17 protein-coding genes and 1 tRNA gene are annotated in these 17,824 nt (G+C 62.6%); 9 read left to right on the top strand and 9 right to left on the bottom strand.

Going from position 1 to position 17,824, the window contains the following annotated elements; genetic code table 11:
* Positions 1-20: 20 nt before the first annotated feature.
* Together E9677_RS04300 and E9677_RS04295 are read right to left on the bottom strand one after the other, a co-directional pair.
* Positions 21-716, bottom strand: a complete 696-nt coding sequence (locus tag E9677_RS04300; protein WP_136556822.1) for an EF-hand domain-containing protein — start codon at positions 714-716, stop codon at positions 21-23.
* A 108-nt stretch (positions 717-824) separates the two neighbouring features.
* On the bottom strand, positions 825-1,544 hold the full coding sequence (locus E9677_RS04295) for a pyrimidine 5'-nucleotidase (RefSeq protein WP_136556821.1): 720 nt from the start codon (positions 1,542-1,544) through the stop codon (positions 825-827).
* Positions 1,545-1,876: 332 nt separating this feature from the next.
* Here E9677_RS04295 and E9677_RS04290 point away from each other — a divergent pair, with 332 nt between their 5' ends.
* Both E9677_RS04290 and E9677_RS04285 read left to right on the top strand, forming a co-directional pair.
* Complete coding sequence (locus E9677_RS04290) at positions 1,877-2,791, top strand: EamA family transporter (protein ID WP_136556820.1); 915 nt, start codon at positions 1,877-1,879, stop codon at positions 2,789-2,791.
* Between the two features lie 1,157 nt (positions 2,792-3,948).
* A complete protein-coding gene (locus tag E9677_RS04285) occupies positions 3,949-5,436 on the top strand; it encodes an MFS transporter (protein WP_136556819.1) in 1,488 nt (495 codons plus the stop codon).
* A 26-nt stretch (positions 5,437-5,462) separates the two neighbouring features.
* On the opposite strand, the gene argB is transcribed toward E9677_RS04285, so the two are convergent.
* Positions 5,463-6,350, bottom strand: a complete 888-nt coding sequence (gene argB / locus E9677_RS04280) for an acetylglutamate kinase (protein WP_136556818.1) — start codon at positions 6,348-6,350, stop codon at positions 5,463-5,465.
* Positions 6,351-6,508: 158 nt separating this feature from the next.
* On the opposite strand from argB, the gene E9677_RS04275 reads away from it, so the two are divergent.
* The 3 genes from E9677_RS04275 (at position 6,509) to E9677_RS04265 (ending at position 8,496) form a co-directional block, all read left to right on the top strand.
* Positions 6,509-7,054, top strand: coding sequence for a sigma-70 family RNA polymerase sigma factor (locus E9677_RS04275; protein ID WP_136556817.1), 546 nt, complete (start codon positions 6,509-6,511; stop codon positions 7,052-7,054).
* Positions 7,041-7,757, top strand: coding sequence for an anti-sigma factor (locus tag E9677_RS04270; RefSeq protein WP_136556816.1), 717 nt, complete (start codon positions 7,041-7,043; stop codon positions 7,755-7,757). Before E9677_RS04275 ends, E9677_RS04270 begins: the two co-directional genes overlap by 14 nt.
* A 181-nt stretch (positions 7,758-7,938) precedes the next feature.
* The gene (locus tag E9677_RS04265) at positions 7,939-8,496 is read left to right on the top strand and encodes a fasciclin domain-containing protein (RefSeq protein WP_136556815.1); all 558 of its coding nucleotides are present in this window, start codon (positions 7,939-7,941) and stop codon (positions 8,494-8,496) included.
* A 49-nt stretch (positions 8,497-8,545) separates the two neighbouring features.
* Here E9677_RS04265 and yihA read toward each other — a convergent pair whose 3' ends face one another.
* Genes yihA through rpmH form a run of 5 tightly spaced genes read right to left on the bottom strand, consistent with a single transcriptional unit; the run spans position 8,546 to position 12,569 of the window.
* The gene (gene yihA / locus E9677_RS04260; protein ID WP_136556814.1) at positions 8,546-9,205 is read right to left on the bottom strand and encodes a ribosome biogenesis GTP-binding protein YihA/YsxC; all 660 of its coding nucleotides are present in this window, start codon (positions 9,203-9,205) and stop codon (positions 8,546-8,548) included.
* Between the two features lie 50 nt (positions 9,206-9,255).
* Positions 9,256-10,164, bottom strand: a complete 909-nt coding sequence (locus E9677_RS04255; protein ID WP_136556813.1) for a DMT family transporter — start codon at positions 10,162-10,164, stop codon at positions 9,256-9,258.
* 55 nt (positions 10,165-10,219) lie between these two features.
* Positions 10,220-12,013 (bottom strand): membrane protein insertase YidC, encoded by a 1,794-nt coding sequence (yidC, locus tag E9677_RS04250; RefSeq protein WP_168801112.1) that lies wholly within the window; start codon positions 12,011-12,013, stop codon positions 10,220-10,222.
* Positions 12,010-12,399, bottom strand: coding sequence for a ribonuclease P protein component (gene rnpA, locus E9677_RS04245; protein WP_136556811.1), 390 nt, complete (start codon positions 12,397-12,399; stop codon positions 12,010-12,012). The genes yidC and rnpA overlap by 4 nt, the downstream gene beginning before the upstream one ends.
* A gap of 32 nt (positions 12,400-12,431) precedes the next feature.
* Entirely contained in the window at positions 12,432-12,569 is a 138-nt protein-coding gene (gene rpmH, locus E9677_RS04240) for a 50S ribosomal protein L34 (protein ID WP_102020813.1), read from the bottom strand.
* A gap of 410 nt (positions 12,570-12,979) precedes the next feature.
* On the opposite strand from rpmH, the gene E9677_RS04235 reads away from it, so the two are divergent.
* Both E9677_RS04235 and E9677_RS04230 read left to right on the top strand, forming a co-directional pair.
* The gene (locus E9677_RS04235; protein ID WP_235882868.1) at positions 12,980-14,413 is read left to right on the top strand and encodes a sensor histidine kinase; all 1,434 of its coding nucleotides are present in this window, start codon (positions 12,980-12,982) and stop codon (positions 14,411-14,413) included.
* 115 nt (positions 14,414-14,528) lie between these two features.
* A tRNA-Arg gene (locus tag E9677_RS04230) sits at positions 14,529-14,605 on the top strand.
* 132 nt (positions 14,606-14,737) lie between these two features.
* Here E9677_RS04230 and E9677_RS04225 read toward each other — a convergent pair.
* Entirely contained in the window at positions 14,738-15,541 is an 804-nt protein-coding gene (locus E9677_RS04225; protein WP_136556809.1) for a class I SAM-dependent methyltransferase, read from the bottom strand.
* Positions 15,542-15,890: 349 nt separating this feature from the next.
* Here E9677_RS04225 and E9677_RS04220 point away from each other — a divergent pair, with 349 nt between their 5' ends.
* Together E9677_RS04220 and E9677_RS04215 are read left to right on the top strand one after the other, a co-directional pair.
* Positions 15,891-16,931 (top strand): 4-hydroxyproline epimerase, encoded by a 1,041-nt coding sequence (locus tag E9677_RS04220; RefSeq protein ID WP_136556808.1) that lies wholly within the window; start codon positions 15,891-15,893, stop codon positions 16,929-16,931.
* A gap of 157 nt (positions 16,932-17,088) precedes the next feature.
* Positions 17,089-17,823, top strand: coding sequence for a Crp/Fnr family transcriptional regulator (locus E9677_RS04215; protein WP_136556807.1), 735 nt, complete (start codon positions 17,089-17,091; stop codon positions 17,821-17,823).
* Position 17,824 lies beyond the last annotated feature (1 nt).

Raw genomic sequence — 17,824 nt, 5'->3', positions numbered from 1 at the left:
TCCATCTGTGAAGGTCCGCATCAGCGGAACATGGCAGGCCGCTTCGGCATATCTTCCGCGCTGATGAAGCCGTCCTTGTTGCGGTCCATCCGGGTGAACATCCGGTCAGCCATGGCGGTTGCTTCTTCCAGGCTGATCTGGCCGTTCTCGTCCGTATCGGCGACCCGCATCATCCGGCCCTGGCCACGCATGCCATCGGGGCCGCGACGATTCTCGCCGCGCTCGGCACGCTCATTGTGCCAGCCATGGCGCTTGCCCTCATGGCGCTTGCCATGCATGCCCTTGGCCTCGCCGCGCGGACCATCCTCGTTCATCGCCTGCTCCTGGGGTGCGTCACCCGGAGGCGGAGTTGGCGCATCGGCCTTCGCCGCTTCACGGGCCGCCTGGCGTTCGGCCCGCATGGCTTCACGTGTCGCCTTGTGCTCTTCACGCATCGCTTCACGGTGCTGGCGCATCTCGCCCGGCGTCAGGATGCCGTCCTTGTCGGCGTCGATCGCCGTGAACATGGCTGTTCCCGCGGCAGTCGCTTCTTCCTTGCTGATCTTGCCGTCCTTGTTCGTGTCGTGCTGTTGCAGCATCTGCACGAACATCACCTCCGGACCACCACGGCCTGGGCCACGGCGCTCGTCGCGGTTCTGCGCGAAGGCGCCTCCGGCTGTGGTGCCGATCAGGAGAGAGGCTGCCACGGCGGCCAGCGTCAGGGTCTTGCCGTTCATTCGGGTATCCTTTCGAGTGTCTGCTTCGATGGGATGACCGTAGCGACGGCAAGGCTCAGGCCCTACTTAACTCTCTGTAAGCTGCATGAAACTTTCGTAAGCTTCCGCTCACGCCTCGTCCGCGAGCAGCCTCTGCAGGAAGCCTGTCAGATCGTCGGTGAGGTAATCCACGATATCGGCATCGACATGATCGACCCGCTCCCATGTTTCCAGGATCGCGTGCCCAAGGTTGCGCGGCACGAGCAGCACCGTCTTCATGCCGAGCGCCTTCGGCACCATCAGATTTCGCGGCAGGTCCTCGAACATCGCCGCATGTTTCGTGTCGATCCGGTTGAGGCTGGCAAACTTGTCGTAGGTGGCACCCGCCGGCTTCGGCACGTAGTCTGCGGCGACAATGTCGAAGATGTCGTCGAAGTGGTCGAGAATGCCGAGTGCCCGGGCGGCTGCTTCCGCATGGGCAACCGTGCCGTTGGTGAAGATGAACTTGCGCCCCGGCAGCCGCTTGATCGCCGAGCCAAGCACCTCGTCGGAGATCAGCGCCGAATAGTCGATCGCATGCGCCCGTTCCAGAAACGCGTTCGGGTCGACCTTGTGATGCAGCATCAAGCCGGCGAGCGTGGTGCCGTGTTCGTGGTAGTAGCGCTTCTGCAAGAGCCTCGCCTCGGCCGGCTCCATCTGCAGCAGTTCGGCCACGAAACCCGTCATATTCGTGTCGATCTGGGCGAAGAGATTGATGTGATGGGGATAGAGCGTGTTGTCGAGGTCGAAGACCCAGTCGCGCACATGGGCGAAATCGGCGGGCGAGGGGATCTTGGCTGGGGTGTTCATCGGGTCCTCTTGGGCAGATATGGGGCATGCGGGGTACGTCTCTGTGGCGCCCGGCATGTTGTCTCTAATTAGCATTGGTCGCCGCTTCGGGAAGTGCTATCTGGGAAAGATGGGTAAGAAGATGGCGATTTCGGCGATGGAACGGCTGGTGGTCCTGCAGGACCGCAAGCGCCTGCCGTCGCGTTTCCATCCGGTGAGCGCGGGCACCATCCGCCACCGCGCCGCCTGAGAAGTCTGGTCCGAGCCGCCAAGCGATCGAGGCCCTCTCACCAATCTCAGCAACTCCAGCCGCAAGCCGGTTACCGCGCTGCGGCTCTTCTGGACGCTCTCCCATGGAATTCTGGGCCATCATCACGGTTGGCAGCGCCTTCCTGCAGAACCTGCGCTCGACGCTGCAAAAACACCTGAAAGGCCGGATGGGCACGACCGGTGCGACTTTCGTCCGCTTCGGCTTCGGCCTGCCGTTTTCCTTTCTCTACCTCGCCATCCTGCATCTCGGCCTTGGCCGTCCGCTGCCGGTTCCAGGCGTGACGTTCGCGATCTGGGCCGTCATCGGAGCACTTGCCCAGATCACCGCGACCTTCCTGCTCGTGCACCTCTTCTCCTTCCGCAACTTCGCGGTCGGCACTGCCTATTCGCGCACAGAACCGGCTCAGGCGGCCCTCCTGGCACTTGTGCTCTTCGGCGAAACGATCGGGCTCGGCACTGCCGCGGCCATCCTCGTCTCGATCCTCGGCGTCATGCTGATCTCGGTCGCGCGCACGGCCTTTACGCCCTTGAGTCTCGTGACCTCGGTCACCAGCCCCACGGCGCTGATCGGGCTCGCCTCCGGCCTGTTCTTTGGCGTATCCGGCATTTCCTACCGCGCCGCCTCGCTGGCACTGGCCCCGACGCTGCCTGAACCGGATGTCATCATGCAGGCAGGTTATACGCTCTGCGTCGTCATCACCGTCCAGACGCTCTCGATGCTGATCTGGATGCTCTGGAAGGACCGGGCCGAACTCAGTCGGATCGGAGCCGCCTGGAAGGTCAGCGCCCTTGTCGGCTTCGTCGGCGCCACAGCCTCTTTCGGCTGGTTCATCGCCATGACCCTGCAGCAGGTGGCAGTGGTGAAGGCGCTGGCCCAGGTCGAAATGCTCTTCACCTTTGCCTCGTCGGTGCTGATTTTCAAGGAGAGGATCAACAGGCTGGAGATTGCCGGATGCGTGCTGATCGTCGCCGGGGTGCTGTTGCTGGTTTTGGTGTGAGGGCGGGGCTCGATCTCTCCCACAAGGGGGGAGATGGAGCCCCGCAAGCGCCTCACTCTCCCCTAGAGAGGTCAGGTCAAAACAAACTGTCAAAAACCCCAAGCTTCGCCGCCGGTCGGGATATCTCCCTCCGGGTCGGGTCATGCTTGTCTCGGACGAGGCGCCAGAAGCAACCTGTCTAAGTAGTTTATGTGGCTCCTTCCGGCGCCTCGTTCGGCGTCTATTCCCGCTGCATGCGTCTCTCTGGCAAGGCGGCGACGGTCCTCGGTCCTCGGGTCAGGCCCGAGGATGACCGAGGAATGACCGGGCGCGGGGTCCGGCTGCGGCATCACCGTGAGATGACGCTTCAGCCTGGCCGTTGGCCCGGGAGGTTCCCGCCGGATGGTGCACCAATCCGACCGGGACCCTCGCCCGGGGGATGATTGTCTGGTCATTTGCGACCGACCGCCATCCCCGCCGTCTATTTCGCCCCTCCGTCTGGTATGTTCGCGACGGCGTGGGCGCCTTGTCTGTGTGCCTCTGAGGCACGTCCTTCCGATCGGGGTATCCGGTGATGAGGCATCCGACCCCATCACCTTCGTTACCAGCCCCTCGTCCGGAGGGAGACCGTTGCAGCGGGCCGGGGGTCTGCACCTGCGAGAGTGCTCGCCCCCGGCGCCGGCCCCGCCTCGCCTGACATCGCATCGTCAGGTGTATCCGAGGGCGGGACGGGGACTAGGGTAAGGGGGTGCAAAGGGTGGGGGATGAAAAAACATGTCGGAGTTTGATTTTGCTCGTGATTTTCTCAAAATCATCCCCCTTTTTCGGAAAATGTAGGGATCTGACGTGCCCGTCTGGCCTCGGAAGGCTTGTTTTTGGATCCTCGGGTCAAGCCCGAGGATGACGACGTTCTTGGAGTGAAAGACGGTATTCTCCTCAAGCGTTGTGCGATGGAAGCGGTAGATGAGGATACCAGTCGCTCCCCACACTCCGTCATCCTCGGGCTTGACCCGAGGATCCAGATACAAGTGAGGACCGCGGCTCTATCTCGCCCCTTGCGGGGGAGAGGAACGCCGCCATGCCCGCCTCACCATGACGGATACCCTTGCCCCGTTGCGACCCATCCCGCTGCGCGATACACCGGACGGCACAAGCGCGCCGAGGGCGGGGAGACAAAAGTGCACACCAAGACACCAGCGATCAGCGCCGACGCCTCGCATCCCTATCCGAAGCGCTGGACGGCTCTTCTCGTGATGATGCTGGCGAATTTCATGAACTTGCTCGACGTCACCATCGTCAATGTCGCGCTGCCGAGCCTGCAGTCGGAGCTCGGGGCGACCTCGAGCCAGATCGAATGGGTGGTCGCCGGTTACGTGCTGGTCTTTGCGCTCGGACTTCTGCCCTTCGGTCGGCTCGGCGACGTTCGGGGCAAGAAGCAGGTGTTTCTGGTCGGCGTGGCGGCCTTCACCTTTGCCTCGCTGCTTTGCGGGCTGGCATCCGATATCGGTTGGCTGGTGGCAGCACGCCTGTTGCAGGGGGCGGGTGCGGCGGTCATGACGCCACAGGTGCTGGCCATTGCCCAGATGATGTTTCCACCGAAGGAGCGGGCGGCAGCCTTTTCACTCTTCGGCCTGAGCGCGGGCCTTGCCTCCGTTTCCGGCCCGCTCCTCGGCGGCTGGCTGATCAGCCTCGATGTGCTCGGCCTCGGCTGGCGGCCGATCTTTCTGATCAATATTCCGGTCGGGATCATGACCATCCTGCTCGGCTGGCGCCTGATCCCGGCACTGCCGCCGAAACCCGGCCTGAAGAACGATTTCGGCGGCATTGCGCTTGCTGCGGTCACGATCTTCTGCGTGATCTTCCCGCTGATCGAGGGCCGTGGTTTTGGCTGGCCCATCTGGTGTTTCGTCATGCTGGGTTTGGCCATACCTTTCGGCGTCGCCTTCGCTCTCTGGGAGCGGCACCAGCATCGGATGAAAGCGCCGGAACTTCTGCCCGTCGCGCTGATGAAGAACCGCAACTACGTCATCGGCTCGTTGATGACGGCGACCTTCTTTTCGACGCTGCCCGGCTTCTTCCTGATCCTCGCAATGTTCCTGCAGCAGGGCTACAGCCTGACGCCGTTGCAGTCAGGCCTGACGACAGTGCCGTTTTCTGTCGGCATCTTCGTCGCTTCGCTGATATCGGGCCGCCTCGGCAATATCACGCCGCGAGTCCGGGTCATCGTCGGCGTCGTGATGGTGGCAGTCGGCATGGGCCTGTTGCGCATGGAGATTCAGACCGTCGGCGAAAGCATCGACCGCATGGCGCTTCTGCCGTGGTTCCTGCTCAGCGGCCTTGGCATGGGCATCGCGATCGCGCCTATGTTCCAGCTGGTGCTGGCTGGCGTGCCGCCACAGGATGCCGGCGGCGGATCGGGCGCGCTTCAGGCGATCCAGCAGGTCGGCAGTGCGCTCGGGATTGCCATCGTCAGCGAGATCTTCTTCTCGGATCTGGCGCGCAATGCGGCGGAAGGCTTAAGTGGCAAGGAAGTCTATGCCGAGGGCATGTCGCTCGGACTGATCTACAACTTCGTTGCCTATGCGATCGTCCTAGTGGCGGTGCTATCGATGAGAACGGTGACGCCGGCAAGCGAGAAGCTGGAGCGTCCGCTGCCGATCGAGTGACCGGCAGCAGCAGGTGATGGATTGGCTCAGGGAACGAGCAGCGTGCCGGCACCCGTCTCGGTGAAGAGCTCGAGCAGCACGGAATGGGCGGTCTTGCCGTTCAGGATGACGACGCCCTGGACGCCGGCCTGGATCGCCTCGATGCAGGTCTCGACCTTGGGGATCATGCCGCCTGAAATTGTGCCGTCCGCGATCAGTGCATGCGCTTCGGCGACCGAGAGTTCCTTGATCAGCTTGCCTTGTCTGTCGAGCACGCCGGGAACGTCCGTCAGGAAAAGCAGGCGCGAGGCATTGAGCGCGCCGGCGATCGCACCGGCAAATGTGTCGGCATTGATGTTGTAGGTCGCGCCGTCGCGGCCGGGAGCGACCGGGGCGATGACCGGGATCATCTCGGAGCGGGCGAGCAGGTCGAGCAGCGTGCGGTCCACTTCGACGACATCGCCGACGAAACCGAGATCGAGCACGCGCTCGATATTGCTGTCGGGATCGCGGACCTTCTTCTGCGCCTTTTCGGCAAAGACCATGTTGCCGTCCTTGCCGCAGAGCCCGATCGCCCATTCGCCGGTCTGGTTGATCAGCGCGACGATTTCCTTGTTGATCGAGCCGGCGAGAACCATTTCGACGATCTCGACCGTCTTCTGGTCGGTGACGCGCAGGCCGTTCTCGAAACGCGATTCGATGCCCATGCGGGCGAGCATCGCGCCGATCTGCGGGCCGCCGCCATGCACGACGATCGGGTTGACGCCCGACTGCTTCAAGAGCGCGATGTCGGCTGCAAATGCCTTGCCGAGCTCGGGATTGCCCATGGCATGGCCGCCATATTTGACCACGATGGTCTTGTTCTCGTAGCGCTGCATGAAGGGCAGGGCCTGGACGAGAAGGCGGGCCTGCATTTCGCTTTCGGTCGATGTCATGGGAAACCTCGCATTGGATGGCGGCCTTTTAGCGCATCACTGCGTCGGATGGAATAATCGCGCCGCAATATAAGCGGTCTGTGACATGCTTCTTCTTCCCGTCGCATTGTCCACCGAAGATGCAGCGCTATATCATGGCCACTGCATGAGGGGGCTCCATGGAACGCGACGACATCGGCGGATTGCTGGCGCGGGTAGCGCTGAAGGACCGTGCCGCCTTTTCCTTGCTCTATAGTCGCATTTCGGCGAAACTTTTCGCCATCTGCATCCGTATGCTCAAAGACAGGGGCGAGGCCGAAGAGGCGCTCCAGGATGTGTTCGTCAAGATCTGGCACAAGGCCGGCAGCTATACGGGCGACGGTGCCAATGCCTATCCATGGCTTTGCGCCATCGTCCGCTACCATTGCATCGATCGTCTGAGGGCGCGTCGACCGCAGGGCGAGGATATCGACACTGCGATCGATATCGCCGATCTGGCGCCCGATCCGGAGCAGCACGCCGTGCTGCGATCCGAGGGTGGTCGGATTGACACATGCCTGGAGGCATTGGATCCTGACAGGGCGCTGGCGGTTCGCCAGGCCTATGTCGAAGGTCTCTCCTATCAGGAGCTGGCGGATCACTTCGCCGTTCCCTTGAACACGATGCGCACATGGCTGCGGCGCAGCCTTTTGAAACTGAGAGAGTGCATGGATGAGCACGCCTGACCAAAGCAAGGGAGATCGGTCGCGGGATGAAGTTCTCGCGGGCGAATATGTCCTCGGCGTCCTGAGCGGAACCGAACGCCAGAAGGTGGATGCGCGCCTGCGCCACGACCGGCAGTTCGCCGCCATGGTCAAGCGCTGGGAAGAGAACCTCACCCAGTTCAACGACGATTACGCCGAGGCCTCACCGCCGGATCAGCTGTTCTCGAAGATCGAGGATCGGCTCTTCGCCTCGCCGGCGACGGTGGCGGCGGTCAAGGACAGCCTGTGGAATTCGCTGGTGCTCTGGCGCGGCCTGAGCTTTGCCTCCGTCGCCGCTCTTGGTCTCCTGGTCGGCCTCGACTATGCCGAACAGATCCGTCCGAAGCCGCAAACGGCGCTCACGGCAGATCTCGCCGGAGAGGATCAGGCAATCGCGCTTCATGCCCGCTACGACGGCAGTTCGGGCCGCCTGTCCGTTACCCCTGTCGCGAGCGGCGGGGCCGATCAGAAATCGCTTGAGCTCTGGCTCGTCGAAGGGGAACAGGCGCCGGTCTCGCTCGGCGTTCTGCCGCAGACGGGGCAGGGGGAGATCGATGTGCCGGAAGACCTGCGCGCACGCCTGGCGGAAGGCGTGGTTCTGGCCGTCAGTCTCGAGCCTTTCGGCGGTTCGCCCACCGGCCAGGCGACCGGTCCGGTCGTGGCGCTCGGCGAAGTCGGGCCCTGAAGAAGAAATAATCGTTCTACATCAACGAGGTGTCTTGCAGGCGGCCGATTTGTTCGGGCCGCCTGAAACTTGTTCGAATGGCCCTCCGTCCTTGGAGATGTTCCCACTGAGGGACGCCCCCGATGTCCCGCCCGAACCGCAGGGACACGATCGAGAACACCAAGGATAAGAGGAAACCGTAATGTTCAAGACCGCTCTTCGCCCGCTCGCATTCTCCGCAGCCATCCTGGCAGGCGCTGCCGCAGCCTATGCCGCCAATCCGATGGTCGGCGGTGGTGAAATGCTCGAAACCAAGAACATCGTCGAAAACGCCGTCAACTCGAAGGATCACACGACGCTCGTTGCCGCCGTCCAGGCAGCCGGTCTCGTTGAAACCCTGTCGGGCGCCGGTCCGTTCACCGTTTTCGCTCCGACCAACGACGCCTTCGCCAAGTTGCCGGCCGGTACGGTCGACACGCTGCTGAAGCCGGAAAACAAGGAACAGCTGACCAAGGTCCTGACCTGCCATGTCGTGGCAGCGGATGTGATGGCCGAAGCCCTCGTCAAGATGATCTCCGATGACGGCGGCGAACACGACGTCACCACCGTTGGTGGCTGCGTGCTGAAGGCCAAGGCTGCGGACGGCAAGGTGACGCTGACCGATGAAATGGATGGCGTCTCCACCGTGACCATCGCCGACGTCAAGCAGTCGAACGGCGTGATCCACGTCGTCGACGCGGTCATCCTGCCGAAGATGTAAGGCAAAGGGGGGCGTTACTGCCCCCGATGCGACGACAGGCGCCTGAGCGTCAAAGGCCCTGTCTGACGGCCTCGGTGATTGCGCCCCGCAATTCTTCGAGGCCGTCTGCCTTTTCGGACGAAGTCGACAGCACTTCCGGGAAGGCGGCCGGATGCTTCTTGATCTTCTCCAGCGTTTCGGCGATCAGCCGCGGCACGCCGGCTTCCTTGATCTTGTCGGTCTTGGTCAGCACGATCTGGTAGGAGACGGCGGCCTTGTCGAGCAGGGTCAGAACCTCGTCGTCATTCGCCTTGATCCCGTGGCGGCTGTCGATCAGAACATAGACCCGCTTCAGTGTCGCGCGACCGCGCAGATAATCGAAGACCAGTCTGGTCCAGGCATCGACCTGTTCCTTCGGCGCCTTGGCATAGCCGTAGCCGGGCATATCGACCAGCGCCATCGGCGGCAGGTCGCCGGCCTGGCCGGAAAAGCCGTCGGGCACGAAGTAATTGAGTTCCTGGGTGCGGCCCGGCGTGTTCGATGTGCGGGCAAGGCCGGCCTGGCCGACCAGCGCATTGATCAGCGACGACTTTCCGACATTCGAACGACCGGCAAAGGCGACTTCGAGCGGGCCTTCCGGCGGCAGGAATTCCATCGACGGCACGCCGCGGATGAAGATCCACGGGCGGACGAACAGGGGATAGTCACTTCTCTGATTGGGGTCGCGCATGGCTTGGGTCTCTCTTGAACCCGGTCAAATCAGGGTTTTGCGCGGCAAAGTCAAGCCGCCGCCGCATCTGGGCGCCTCGGCGCGGCTCGCGCGTGGCTGATCAGATAGGTAAAGAGCGCGGCCATGACGAGCGCGCCGCCGAGGATCGTGCGACCCGAGGGGATCTCGTTGTGCAGCAACACCATCCAGACCGGGGCAAGGATCATCTCTCCCGTGCCGATGAGGGCGGCGAGCGCCGAGGGGATCATGCGCGCACCCGTGACATAGAGCGCCATGCCGAGCCCCAGATTGAGCGCGCCGAAGCAGAACAGCAGGGCGAGGTCCTGCCCGCCAACGGCAAAGGCGCCGGCCTGGCTGGCAGCGATGGCGCTGGCGATGAAGGATCCACTGCAGGCGGCAGGCGTCATCCGGATGCCGGGATAGCGGCGGGTGAGCACCGTCATGCAGGCAAAGATCGCCGGGATCGCCGCAGCGAGCGCCAGCCCGAGGATTGAGCCACCGTCGCCGATGGAGGATGACACCATGATGCCGACGCCGAGGAACACGGCGAAGATCGCGCCCCAGGTGACCGCCGTGATCGGCTCGCCGAGCACGATGCGGGCGAGCAGGGCGGCAAAGAGCGGGATGGAGGCCATGAACAGCACGACATTGGCAACCGGTGTCATCGTCACGGCCAGCACGAAGAAGGTGGAGACGAGGGCGAAGCCGACGGCGATGCAGAGCCCGGGCCAGCCCATGGCCCGGAAAAGCCGAATCGTGCCGTCAACACGATCCCGGATCAGCATGAAGGAAAGCAGGAAGAGACCGGCGAACAGGCAACGCCAGAAGACGATCGTCCAGCCGTCCGTAACACCGATGAAGCGCTGGATCGCACCCCCATAGCTCCAGGCGACGGCGGAGCCGGCAACGAGCGCGATCCCGAGCCAGGCGCGGGGAGAGGGGGCGGAGGTGTCGGTCATCGGTTCATCTCGGTCAAAAAAGAGAAAGCCCCGGCTCGGCCGGGGCTTCTGATCGTCATTTGGTCGCGGCGGGTTTTCGCCGGAACATTCGGCCGATGTTCTTGAACAGTTCGATCTCGACGCCATGGCGCTTCATGATCAGTCCCTGCTGCAGGATCGACAGCGTGTTGTTCCAGGCCCAGTAGATCACCAGACCGGCCGGGAAGGTGCCGAGCATGAAGGTGAAGATGACGGGCATCCAGTTGAACAGCATCGCCTGGGTCGGATCCGGCGGCGTCGGGTTCATGCGCATCTGGACCCACATGGTGACCCCCATGATGAGCGGCCAGACGCCGATCATCAGGAAGAGCGGAGGCGAGAAGGGCAGCAGACCGAACAGGTTGAACAAGCTCGTCGGATCGGGAGCGGAGAGATCCTGGATCCAGCCGAAGAACGGCGCGTGGCGCATTTCGATGGTGACGTAGATGACCTTGTAGAGTGCGAAGAAGACCGGGATCTGCAGGAGCACCGGCCAGCAGCCGGCAACCGGATTGATCTTCTCTTCCTTGTAGAGAGCCATCATGGCCTGCTGCAGGCCCATGCGGTCGTCGGCGAACTTGGCCTTCATCTCCTCGAGCTTGGGCTGCACGCGCTTCATGTTGGCCATGGAGGCATACTGCTTGTTGGCGAGCGGGAAGAAGAGCAGCTTGACGACGATGGTGGTCAGCAGGATGGCCACGCCGAAATTGCCGACGAGATGGAAGAAGTAGTCCATCAGGTGGAACATCGGCTTGGTGATGAAGTAGAACCAGCCCCAGTCGATCATCAGGTCGAACTTCGGAATGCCGAGGCTTTCCTGATAGCTGTCGATGACCGGAACCTGCTTGGCGCCGGCGAAGACCAATGTCTTCACCGAGGTGCTCTGGCCGGCGGGAATGCTGACGGCGTCGTTCTTGTAGTCGGCTTGATAGCGGGCCTGACCATCGGTGAAGTGCGAGAAGCGCGATTCGTAAGGAAGGGTCTGCTGCGGAATGAGCGACGTCGCCCAGTACTTGTCGGTAATGCCGATCCAGCCACCGGTGGCCTTGGCATTGCCGACCGCTTCTTCTTCGACATCCGAATAGTCGTATTCGGCCAGGCTGCCTTCAGCGCCCACGACGCCGAGAAAGCCCTCGTGCAGAACGAAGATCGAAGGTGTCGAGGGCTTGTTGTAGCGGGTCACTCGCCCGTAGGGCGCAAGGCTTGCAGAGGCCGCGCCATTGTTCGCGATCTCGTCTTCGATGGTGAACATGTAATGTTCGTCGACGGCGATGGTGCGGGTGAAGGTGAGACCGGCTTCGTTGGTATAGGTCAGCGTGACCGGCGTCGTCTCGGTGAGCGTCGCGCCCTCGGTCGCGGTCCAAACCGTGTTCGGTCCGGGAACCGAGCCCGCATTCTCGCCAGCGATAAAGCCGAGTTCGGCAAAATAGGCGTCCCGGGTTTCGGCCGGATTGAACAGCGTGACCATCGGGCTCGTCGGATCGACGGTTTCGCGGTACTGACGCAGCTTCAGGTCGTCGAGGCGGGCACCCGTCAGGTTGATCGAGCCGACGAGGTCCTGCGTTTCGATGGCGACGCGCGCGGTCTGTGCGACGGCTGCTTCGCGGCTCGCTTCCGCAGTGGCGACGCCGCCTGCCGGCAGGCTGCCATCGACGGTCGCGGCCGGCGTGGTTGCCTGCTGCTCGGTCTGGGCCTGCTGCTGCGCGATCTGGGCTTCCTGGACCTTGCGCTGGGCCTCGATCCGCGGGTTCATGTAGAAGAACTGCCAGGCGAGGACGATCACCACCGATAAGGCAATCGCGATGAAATAGTTGCGGTTGTTCTGCATCACTCTTTCCTGGGAGCGGTCTTGTCGGACCGGCTTTTGTTCGACGGGCGGTTTTCGATGCGGTGGATCAACTGCCGGGACAATTGATCGAAGGGGATACCCAGCACCTCGCGCCGGGCGACAATGACATAGTCGTGTCCCGGCTGCATTGCAAACGCCGCATTCAGTCGCACGGCTTCTTTCAGCCTGCGCCGCATGCGGTTTCTCTCCACTGCATTGCCGTGTTTCTTGGTGACCGTGAAGCCCACGCGGGGCGGCGCATCGTCCTTGCGGTCCAGCACTTCGAGAAGGAAGATGCGACCCTTGCGCGCTTCGCCGTGTCGCACGGCGAGAAACTGGGGCCGGCTTTTCAGCCGGCCGACAGGATTTTTGGAGTCCGTGGACGTCATGGGCCCGTCATCTCGTCGGGCTCATCCGGCCCTTAGGCCGAAAGCTTGGCGCGACCGCGACCGCGGCGAGCGTTCAAGACCAGGCGGCCGCCCTTGGTGGCCATACGCGCACGGAAGCCGTGGCGGCGCTTGCGAACAAGCTTGGAAGGTTGGAAAGTACGCTTCGACATTTATTTAATACCGCGGTGTGCGGCCCTTCTTGGATGTGCAATCTGCAACAGCGTTTTGGTTCTTCGCACGGGTAAGCGCCGCCGGGCGCATGTTTCCGAACGTGCGCGGCTTATAGTGTCAGGGGGCTCAGGAGTCAATCAGCCGGGCAAGAACCGTCTCCGGCGTTACGATTTCGTGAAAAATGGCAGCTCTGCCATACATCCGCCACGCCCCTTCCCTCGTTAACATGAACAAAGTTTCATGTTTCTTCGCGACTTACGCATGGCATGCTCGGTCGCACTGCTTTAGTCTCATGAAGCTGCCTCATTGTCGGCGAACGGCGGGCAAAGGACAGAGACGACAGGAACGAGGGCTGATGTACGACCGGCAGGACAGCGATCTGCAGGCCGACCTCTCCGGAGGTTACGCCATGCCGTCCCGCATCCGCGGCCTGTCGGGCAAGCTGCTCTGGCTGACGATCGCCTTTGTCATGCTGGCGGAAATTCTCATCTTCGCTCCGTCTGTGGCCACCATGCGCCAGCGCTGGCTGCAGGACCGCCTGAACACGGCGGCCGCCGCGAGCGTCGTGATCGACGGCCTGCAACCGCTGCAGCTGCCCCGTGGCGTGCAGGATCTGACCCTTGCGACAACAGGAACCAAGGCGATCGTCTTGCGCAAGGACGGCACGTCGCAACTGCTCGCCGTCACGGAGATGCCGAGCGAGGTGGACGCCGCCTTCGACCTGTCCGACTCGTCCGAATTCGGTTCGATCCGCGACGCCCTCTACACGCTTTTGTTCGGCGGTGACCGGCTGCTGCGGGTTTATGGTCCGATAACTGAGGCGAGCGACGTGATGGTGGAGATCGTCATCGACGAAGCGCCTCTGCGCAAGGCGATGCTGGGTTATGCGCGCAACATCCTCGTCGTGTCCCTGATCATTTCCGTCATTACCGCCTTCCTGATGTTCCTCGCGATCAACCGGGTGATGATCATGCCGGTCCGGCGGCTCGCCCGCAGCATGCAGTTCTTCGCGGAAAACCCCGAGGATCCGACACGCGTGCTGCCGCCCTCCGAAGGCAATGACGAGATTGCGGTGGCGGGCCGGCATTTGTCCCGCATGCAGGTCCAGCTGCAGAAGACGCTGCGCCAGCAGAAGACGCTGGCCGACCTCGGTCTCGCCGTCTCGAAGATCAATCACGACATGCGCAATATTCTGGCCTCGGCACAGCTGATGTCCGACCGGCTGGTCGATGTGGACGATCCGCTGGTGAAGAGCTTTGCGCCGAAGCTCTTGCGCACCATCGACCGTGCCGTCGGCTATACGAGCGAAGTTCTGTCCTATGGGCAGACATCGGAGGCCGAACCGCGTCGCCGCCGCTTTCTCCTGGCGGAACTCTGCCAGGAAGTGCGCGATCTCCTGCATCTCAGCCCTGAGACCGGCATCGAATTCGTCGACAGCGTCGGCACGGATATCGAGGTGGATGCCGACAGCGAGCAATTGTTCCGCGTGGTTCACAACATCTGCCGCAATGCTGTCCAGGCACTGGCCGGATTCTCGACCGACGATCCCGACCATGTCCGTCGCATCACCGTCTCGGCGCAGCGCACCGGCTCGGTCGTGGGGATCGTGATCGACGACACGGGGCCCGGCATGCCGCGCAAGGCGCGCGAAAACCTGTTTGCCGCCTTCCGCGGCTCCGCCCGCTCCGGCGGCACGGGGCTCGGCCTCGCTATCGCGCGCGAACTCGTCATCGCCCATGGCGGCACGATCGCGCTTGTCGAAAAGCCAGGCCCCGGCACCATGTTCCGCGTCGAGATCCCCGACAGGCCAGTGGCTCTCGACGACTGGCGCGCCCGCGCGTGAGCGTCGTCGACGTGGCGCATGACAGGAAAATGACTCTTTTTTCGAAAAGGGCGCTTGCATTCCGGAGCGTCCCGCTTTAGAGGATCGCCAACGCCGACGGACAGTCGGTTGGCACGCACCCGTAGCTCAGCTGGATAGAGCACCAGACTACGAATCTGGGGGTCAGGAGTTCGAATCTCTTCGGGTGCGCCATTCCTCTTCCGAATATTTTTGACAGACGAACCTGAAGCCGCACGCGGTATTGCCGCATGTGTACGAACGTCGGAGTTTGCCCGCCGTGGCGGGCGCACTGGGTGGCAATCCACAGGCTGGAATGTGCAGCCCTCAGTTCTGCAACGGTTTCTGGGCCACCACGTATAGAAAATGCAGGCTGCTGGGCCACTGGTGCCCAAGGACGAGTCCGTCCCTGTCGATGAGCAGCGGGTCGCCGGCAAAGCCCGCTTGTCCGAGTTGATCCAGAAGATGTTGGCGTGTCGTCGCATGCACCATGATTCCGAAATCATGCGCACCATGCATCAGGATCGCATGGTCCTCGGCGTGCACCTCGAGCGTTCGATGCTTCCTGAGGCGAATGGCCTTGAGGATGCCCCCTTCGACATAGCGATAGAGCCTGAACCCGAGGCGCAGCGGATCCATCGTCCACTCCACACGCCTGTAGTCAGGCAGGGCATTGAAACCCTGCCAGTCCTTGTGAAAGGTCGAGAAGACGAAGCGTCCGCCGGGGGAGAGTACCCGAGAGACTTCTTCCAGCACCCGCACTCGACCGTCCGGATCGACGGAATCGATGCCGTTGAAGCTGAAGACGACCAGATCGAACGACGCGTCGGGAAAGGCGCTCAGATCGCGCGCATCCATGTGCTCGAACCGCAATGTCGGGTGGTTGGCTCTCGCCCGCTCCACCATGCCCGCCGTGTAGTCGATGCCGGTATAGTCCCGGCCGTCCGCGAGCAGGCCCGCAGTCCGTCCGCCACCGATCCCGATATCGAGAATGCGCCTGCCGCCCTGCGTCGTTGCATGGTCGAATGCGGCCCGCTCTCCTTCGTCGAGGAAGCCTTCGCTGCGGCTGTATTCGCGGATCGACCAGGCGTTTTCCCAGGTCTTGCGATTGATCGTCTCCATCCGGTGCATGGCGGTCTCCAGTCTAGATCTGATCGCAGGATAACACCGGCGGCCGCAGCGGCGGGGAAAGAGTTAATAAAAGGTTAATTTCCGGACCGGGCTTGAGTGGCGCGTCAGGGAAAAGACGGCCAGACGACGCAATCTCCCAGTCATGTTCCGCCTCTGCCGGCTCGGCTGTTTGCTGAACTGTTCAACAAAAGCACTTGGATATGACGCGGTGCTGATTTAACAGGTTTCGGCAACGTTGCAGGTCGGGAACCGCAAGGTCGCCTCTTGAGCTCACGGGCGTCCCTGTGATCTTGAATGGGCGATGCTCCGCTTCGGGGCGGTGAACTCGACCGACTGTGGGATAAAAGACATGAGATGGAAGCGCACGCTTCAACTGCTCGACGTGCATGCCGAGGGTGAAATCGGCAGGGTCGCCACCGGTGGCGTGCCGAAGATTCCCGGCGAGACGGTCGCCGAGCAGCTGCTCTGGCTGAACACCGACCCGAAGGGCGAGGCGCTCCGGCGCATGCTGGTGCTGGAACCGCGCGGCGCGCCGATCGGCTCCGTCAACCTGCTTTTGCCGCCGAAGAACCCGGCGGCCGATGCGGCCTTCGTCATTCTCCAGCCGGACCAGGCCCATGCGAGCTCGGGTTCCAACTCGATCTGCGTGACGACGGCGCTTCTCGAAAGCGGCATGGTCGAGATGCAGGAGCCGGAGACGGTCGTTATGCTGGAAACGGCAGCCGGTCTGGTCAAGGCGACGGCGACCTGCCGTGACGGACGCTGCGAACGGGTGAAGCTCACCATGGTGCCGTCTTTCGTCCACGAGCTGGATGCTTCGCTCGATACCGAGCAGTGGGGCCGCATTACCTTCGACCTGAGCTATGGCGGCATTTTCTATGCGCTGGTCGATGTCGGTCAGGTGGGACTGACCATCGAGAAGGGCAATGCGCGGGCGCTGGTCGAGGCGGGCATGATCCTCAAGGAAGAGATCAACCGGAAGATCCCGGTGGTGCATCCCGAGATCCCGGCGATCTCGGGCGTCGCCTATGTCATGTTCCGAGATGTCGATCCCGATGGCGCGATCCGCACCTGCACGACCATGTGGCCCGGCCGCGTCGACAGGTCCCCCTGTGGCACCGGCAATTCGGCCAATCTGGCGACGCTTCATGCACGCGGCAAGGTCAAGGTCGGCGATGTCATGCTGTCGCGGTCGATCATCGGCTCCGAGTTCGAAGTCGGTCTCGCCGCCGTTTCGGAGGTCGCCGGACGCCCGGCCGTCATCCCGACGATCAGCGGTCGCGGCTTCACCTTCGGCCTGCATCAGGTGGCGCTGGACCCCTTCGATCCCTTCGAGCATGGCTTCGCCCTGACCGATGTCTGGGGGCCGTCGTCAGGCTCGATTGGTTGACTTTTTCAGCTGGGTTTCTGCATTGTTCCAAATTGAATGAAATTCGATGATATCTGGTAGCCGAATTGTAAGGGTCTTGCTTTCCGGCATCTTGCTATCGATCGACGCGAACGAATAAGTAAGCTTCATAGACATGAATGCGACAAGTAATCCGTAAATGAAAGCAAACGCTTCGACAGGTTCTCCCCTGCCGCTCCCGGCAACCACGCTTCCGACACTACGCGGATGCGCGATTTTTGCTGGGCTGACACCGGAAGAAGACCGCGAGTGGCTGGCTCGCTGCCATTCGCGCACCTTGAGTGCCGGCGAGAGTCTCGTGGATTTCGAAGATGCGTCTAAGGACGTCTTCATCGTCCAGACCGGGGAGATACGCGCCGTGCTCCGGTTTTCGGTCGGCAAGGAAGCCATTCTCGGCAGCTTCAAGCGCGGCGACATCCTCGGCGAACAGTCCGCCATCGACGACATGGCGCGCTCGGCGAGCCTGATGGCCGTCAGCGATGCCACGGTGACCGTGATCCCCTGCATCGTTTTCCACGACATATTGCGACAGAGGGCGGACGTGGCGCTGACGCTGCTGCAACTCTTGTCCAAGCGCATCCGCGCCATGAACGATCGCCTGTCGGAACTGTCCTTCCTCGACACGAAGCACCGGCTCTACAACACGCTGCTCAGGCTTTCCCGGGTGCGTAACGACGGCGGTCGCGAACGCATCATCTCGCCGCCGCTCGTGCATGCGGAACTGGCCGAACATATCGGTGCGAGCCGCGAGACGGTGTCGCGCGAAATGTCGAGGCTGGCGCGCGAGCAGCTGGTGGAGCGCACCAGCCGTGCCATCGTTCTCAAGAACCCTGTGGAACTGTCCCGACGGATCTCGCGCGCCCTCGAAGGTTGAG

The sequence above is a fragment of the Peteryoungia rhizophila genome (genome assembly GCF_004912145.1).
GTDB lineage: Bacteria > Pseudomonadota > Alphaproteobacteria > Rhizobiales > Rhizobiaceae > Allorhizobium > Allorhizobium rhizophilum.
This window is presented reverse-complemented; position numbering and strand designations above follow the sequence as displayed.

Coding starts and splice junctions, on each gene's coding strand:
- E9677_RS04255 (WP_136556813.1), bottom strand. CDS start 10,164: ATGACCGACACCTCCGCCCCCTCTCCCCGCGCCTGGCTCGGGATCGCG.
- rpmH (WP_102020813.1), bottom strand. CDS start 12,569: ATGTCGAAGCGTACTTTCCAACCTTCCAAGCTTGTTCGCAAGCGCCGC.
- E9677_RS04235 (WP_235882868.1), top strand. CDS start 12,980: ATGCCGTCCCGCATCCGCGGCCTGTCGGGCAAGCTGCTCTGGCTGACG.
- E9677_RS04300 (WP_136556822.1), bottom strand. CDS start 716: ATGAACGGCAAGACCCTGACGCTGGCCGCCGTGGCAGCCTCTCTCCTG.
- E9677_RS04225 (WP_136556809.1), bottom strand. CDS start 15,541: ATGCACCGGATGGAGACGATCAATCGCAAGACCTGGGAAAACGCCTGG.
- E9677_RS04265 (WP_136556815.1), top strand. CDS start 7,939: ATGTTCAAGACCGCTCTTCGCCCGCTCGCATTCTCCGCAGCCATCCTG.
- E9677_RS04215 (WP_136556807.1), top strand. CDS start 17,089: ATGAAAGCAAACGCTTCGACAGGTTCTCCCCTGCCGCTCCCGGCAACC.
- E9677_RS04295 (WP_136556821.1), bottom strand. CDS start 1,544: ATGAACACCCCAGCCAAGATCCCCTCGCCCGCCGATTTCGCCCATGTG.
- argB (WP_136556818.1), bottom strand. CDS start 6,350: ATGACATCGACCGAAAGCGAAATGCAGGCCCGCCTTCTCGTCCAGGCC.
- E9677_RS04275 (WP_136556817.1), top strand. CDS start 6,509: ATGGAACGCGACGACATCGGCGGATTGCTGGCGCGGGTAGCGCTGAAG.
- E9677_RS04290 (WP_136556820.1), top strand. CDS start 1,877: ATGGAATTCTGGGCCATCATCACGGTTGGCAGCGCCTTCCTGCAGAAC.
- E9677_RS04220 (WP_136556808.1), top strand. CDS start 15,891: ATGAGATGGAAGCGCACGCTTCAACTGCTCGACGTGCATGCCGAGGGT.
- E9677_RS04270 (WP_136556816.1), top strand. CDS start 7,041: ATGAGCACGCCTGACCAAAGCAAGGGAGATCGGTCGCGGGATGAAGTT.
- yihA (WP_136556814.1), bottom strand. CDS start 9,205: ATGCGCGACCCCAATCAGAGAAGTGACTATCCCCTGTTCGTCCGCCCG.
- rnpA (WP_136556811.1), bottom strand. CDS start 12,399: ATGACGTCCACGGACTCCAAAAATCCTGTCGGCCGGCTGAAAAGCCGG.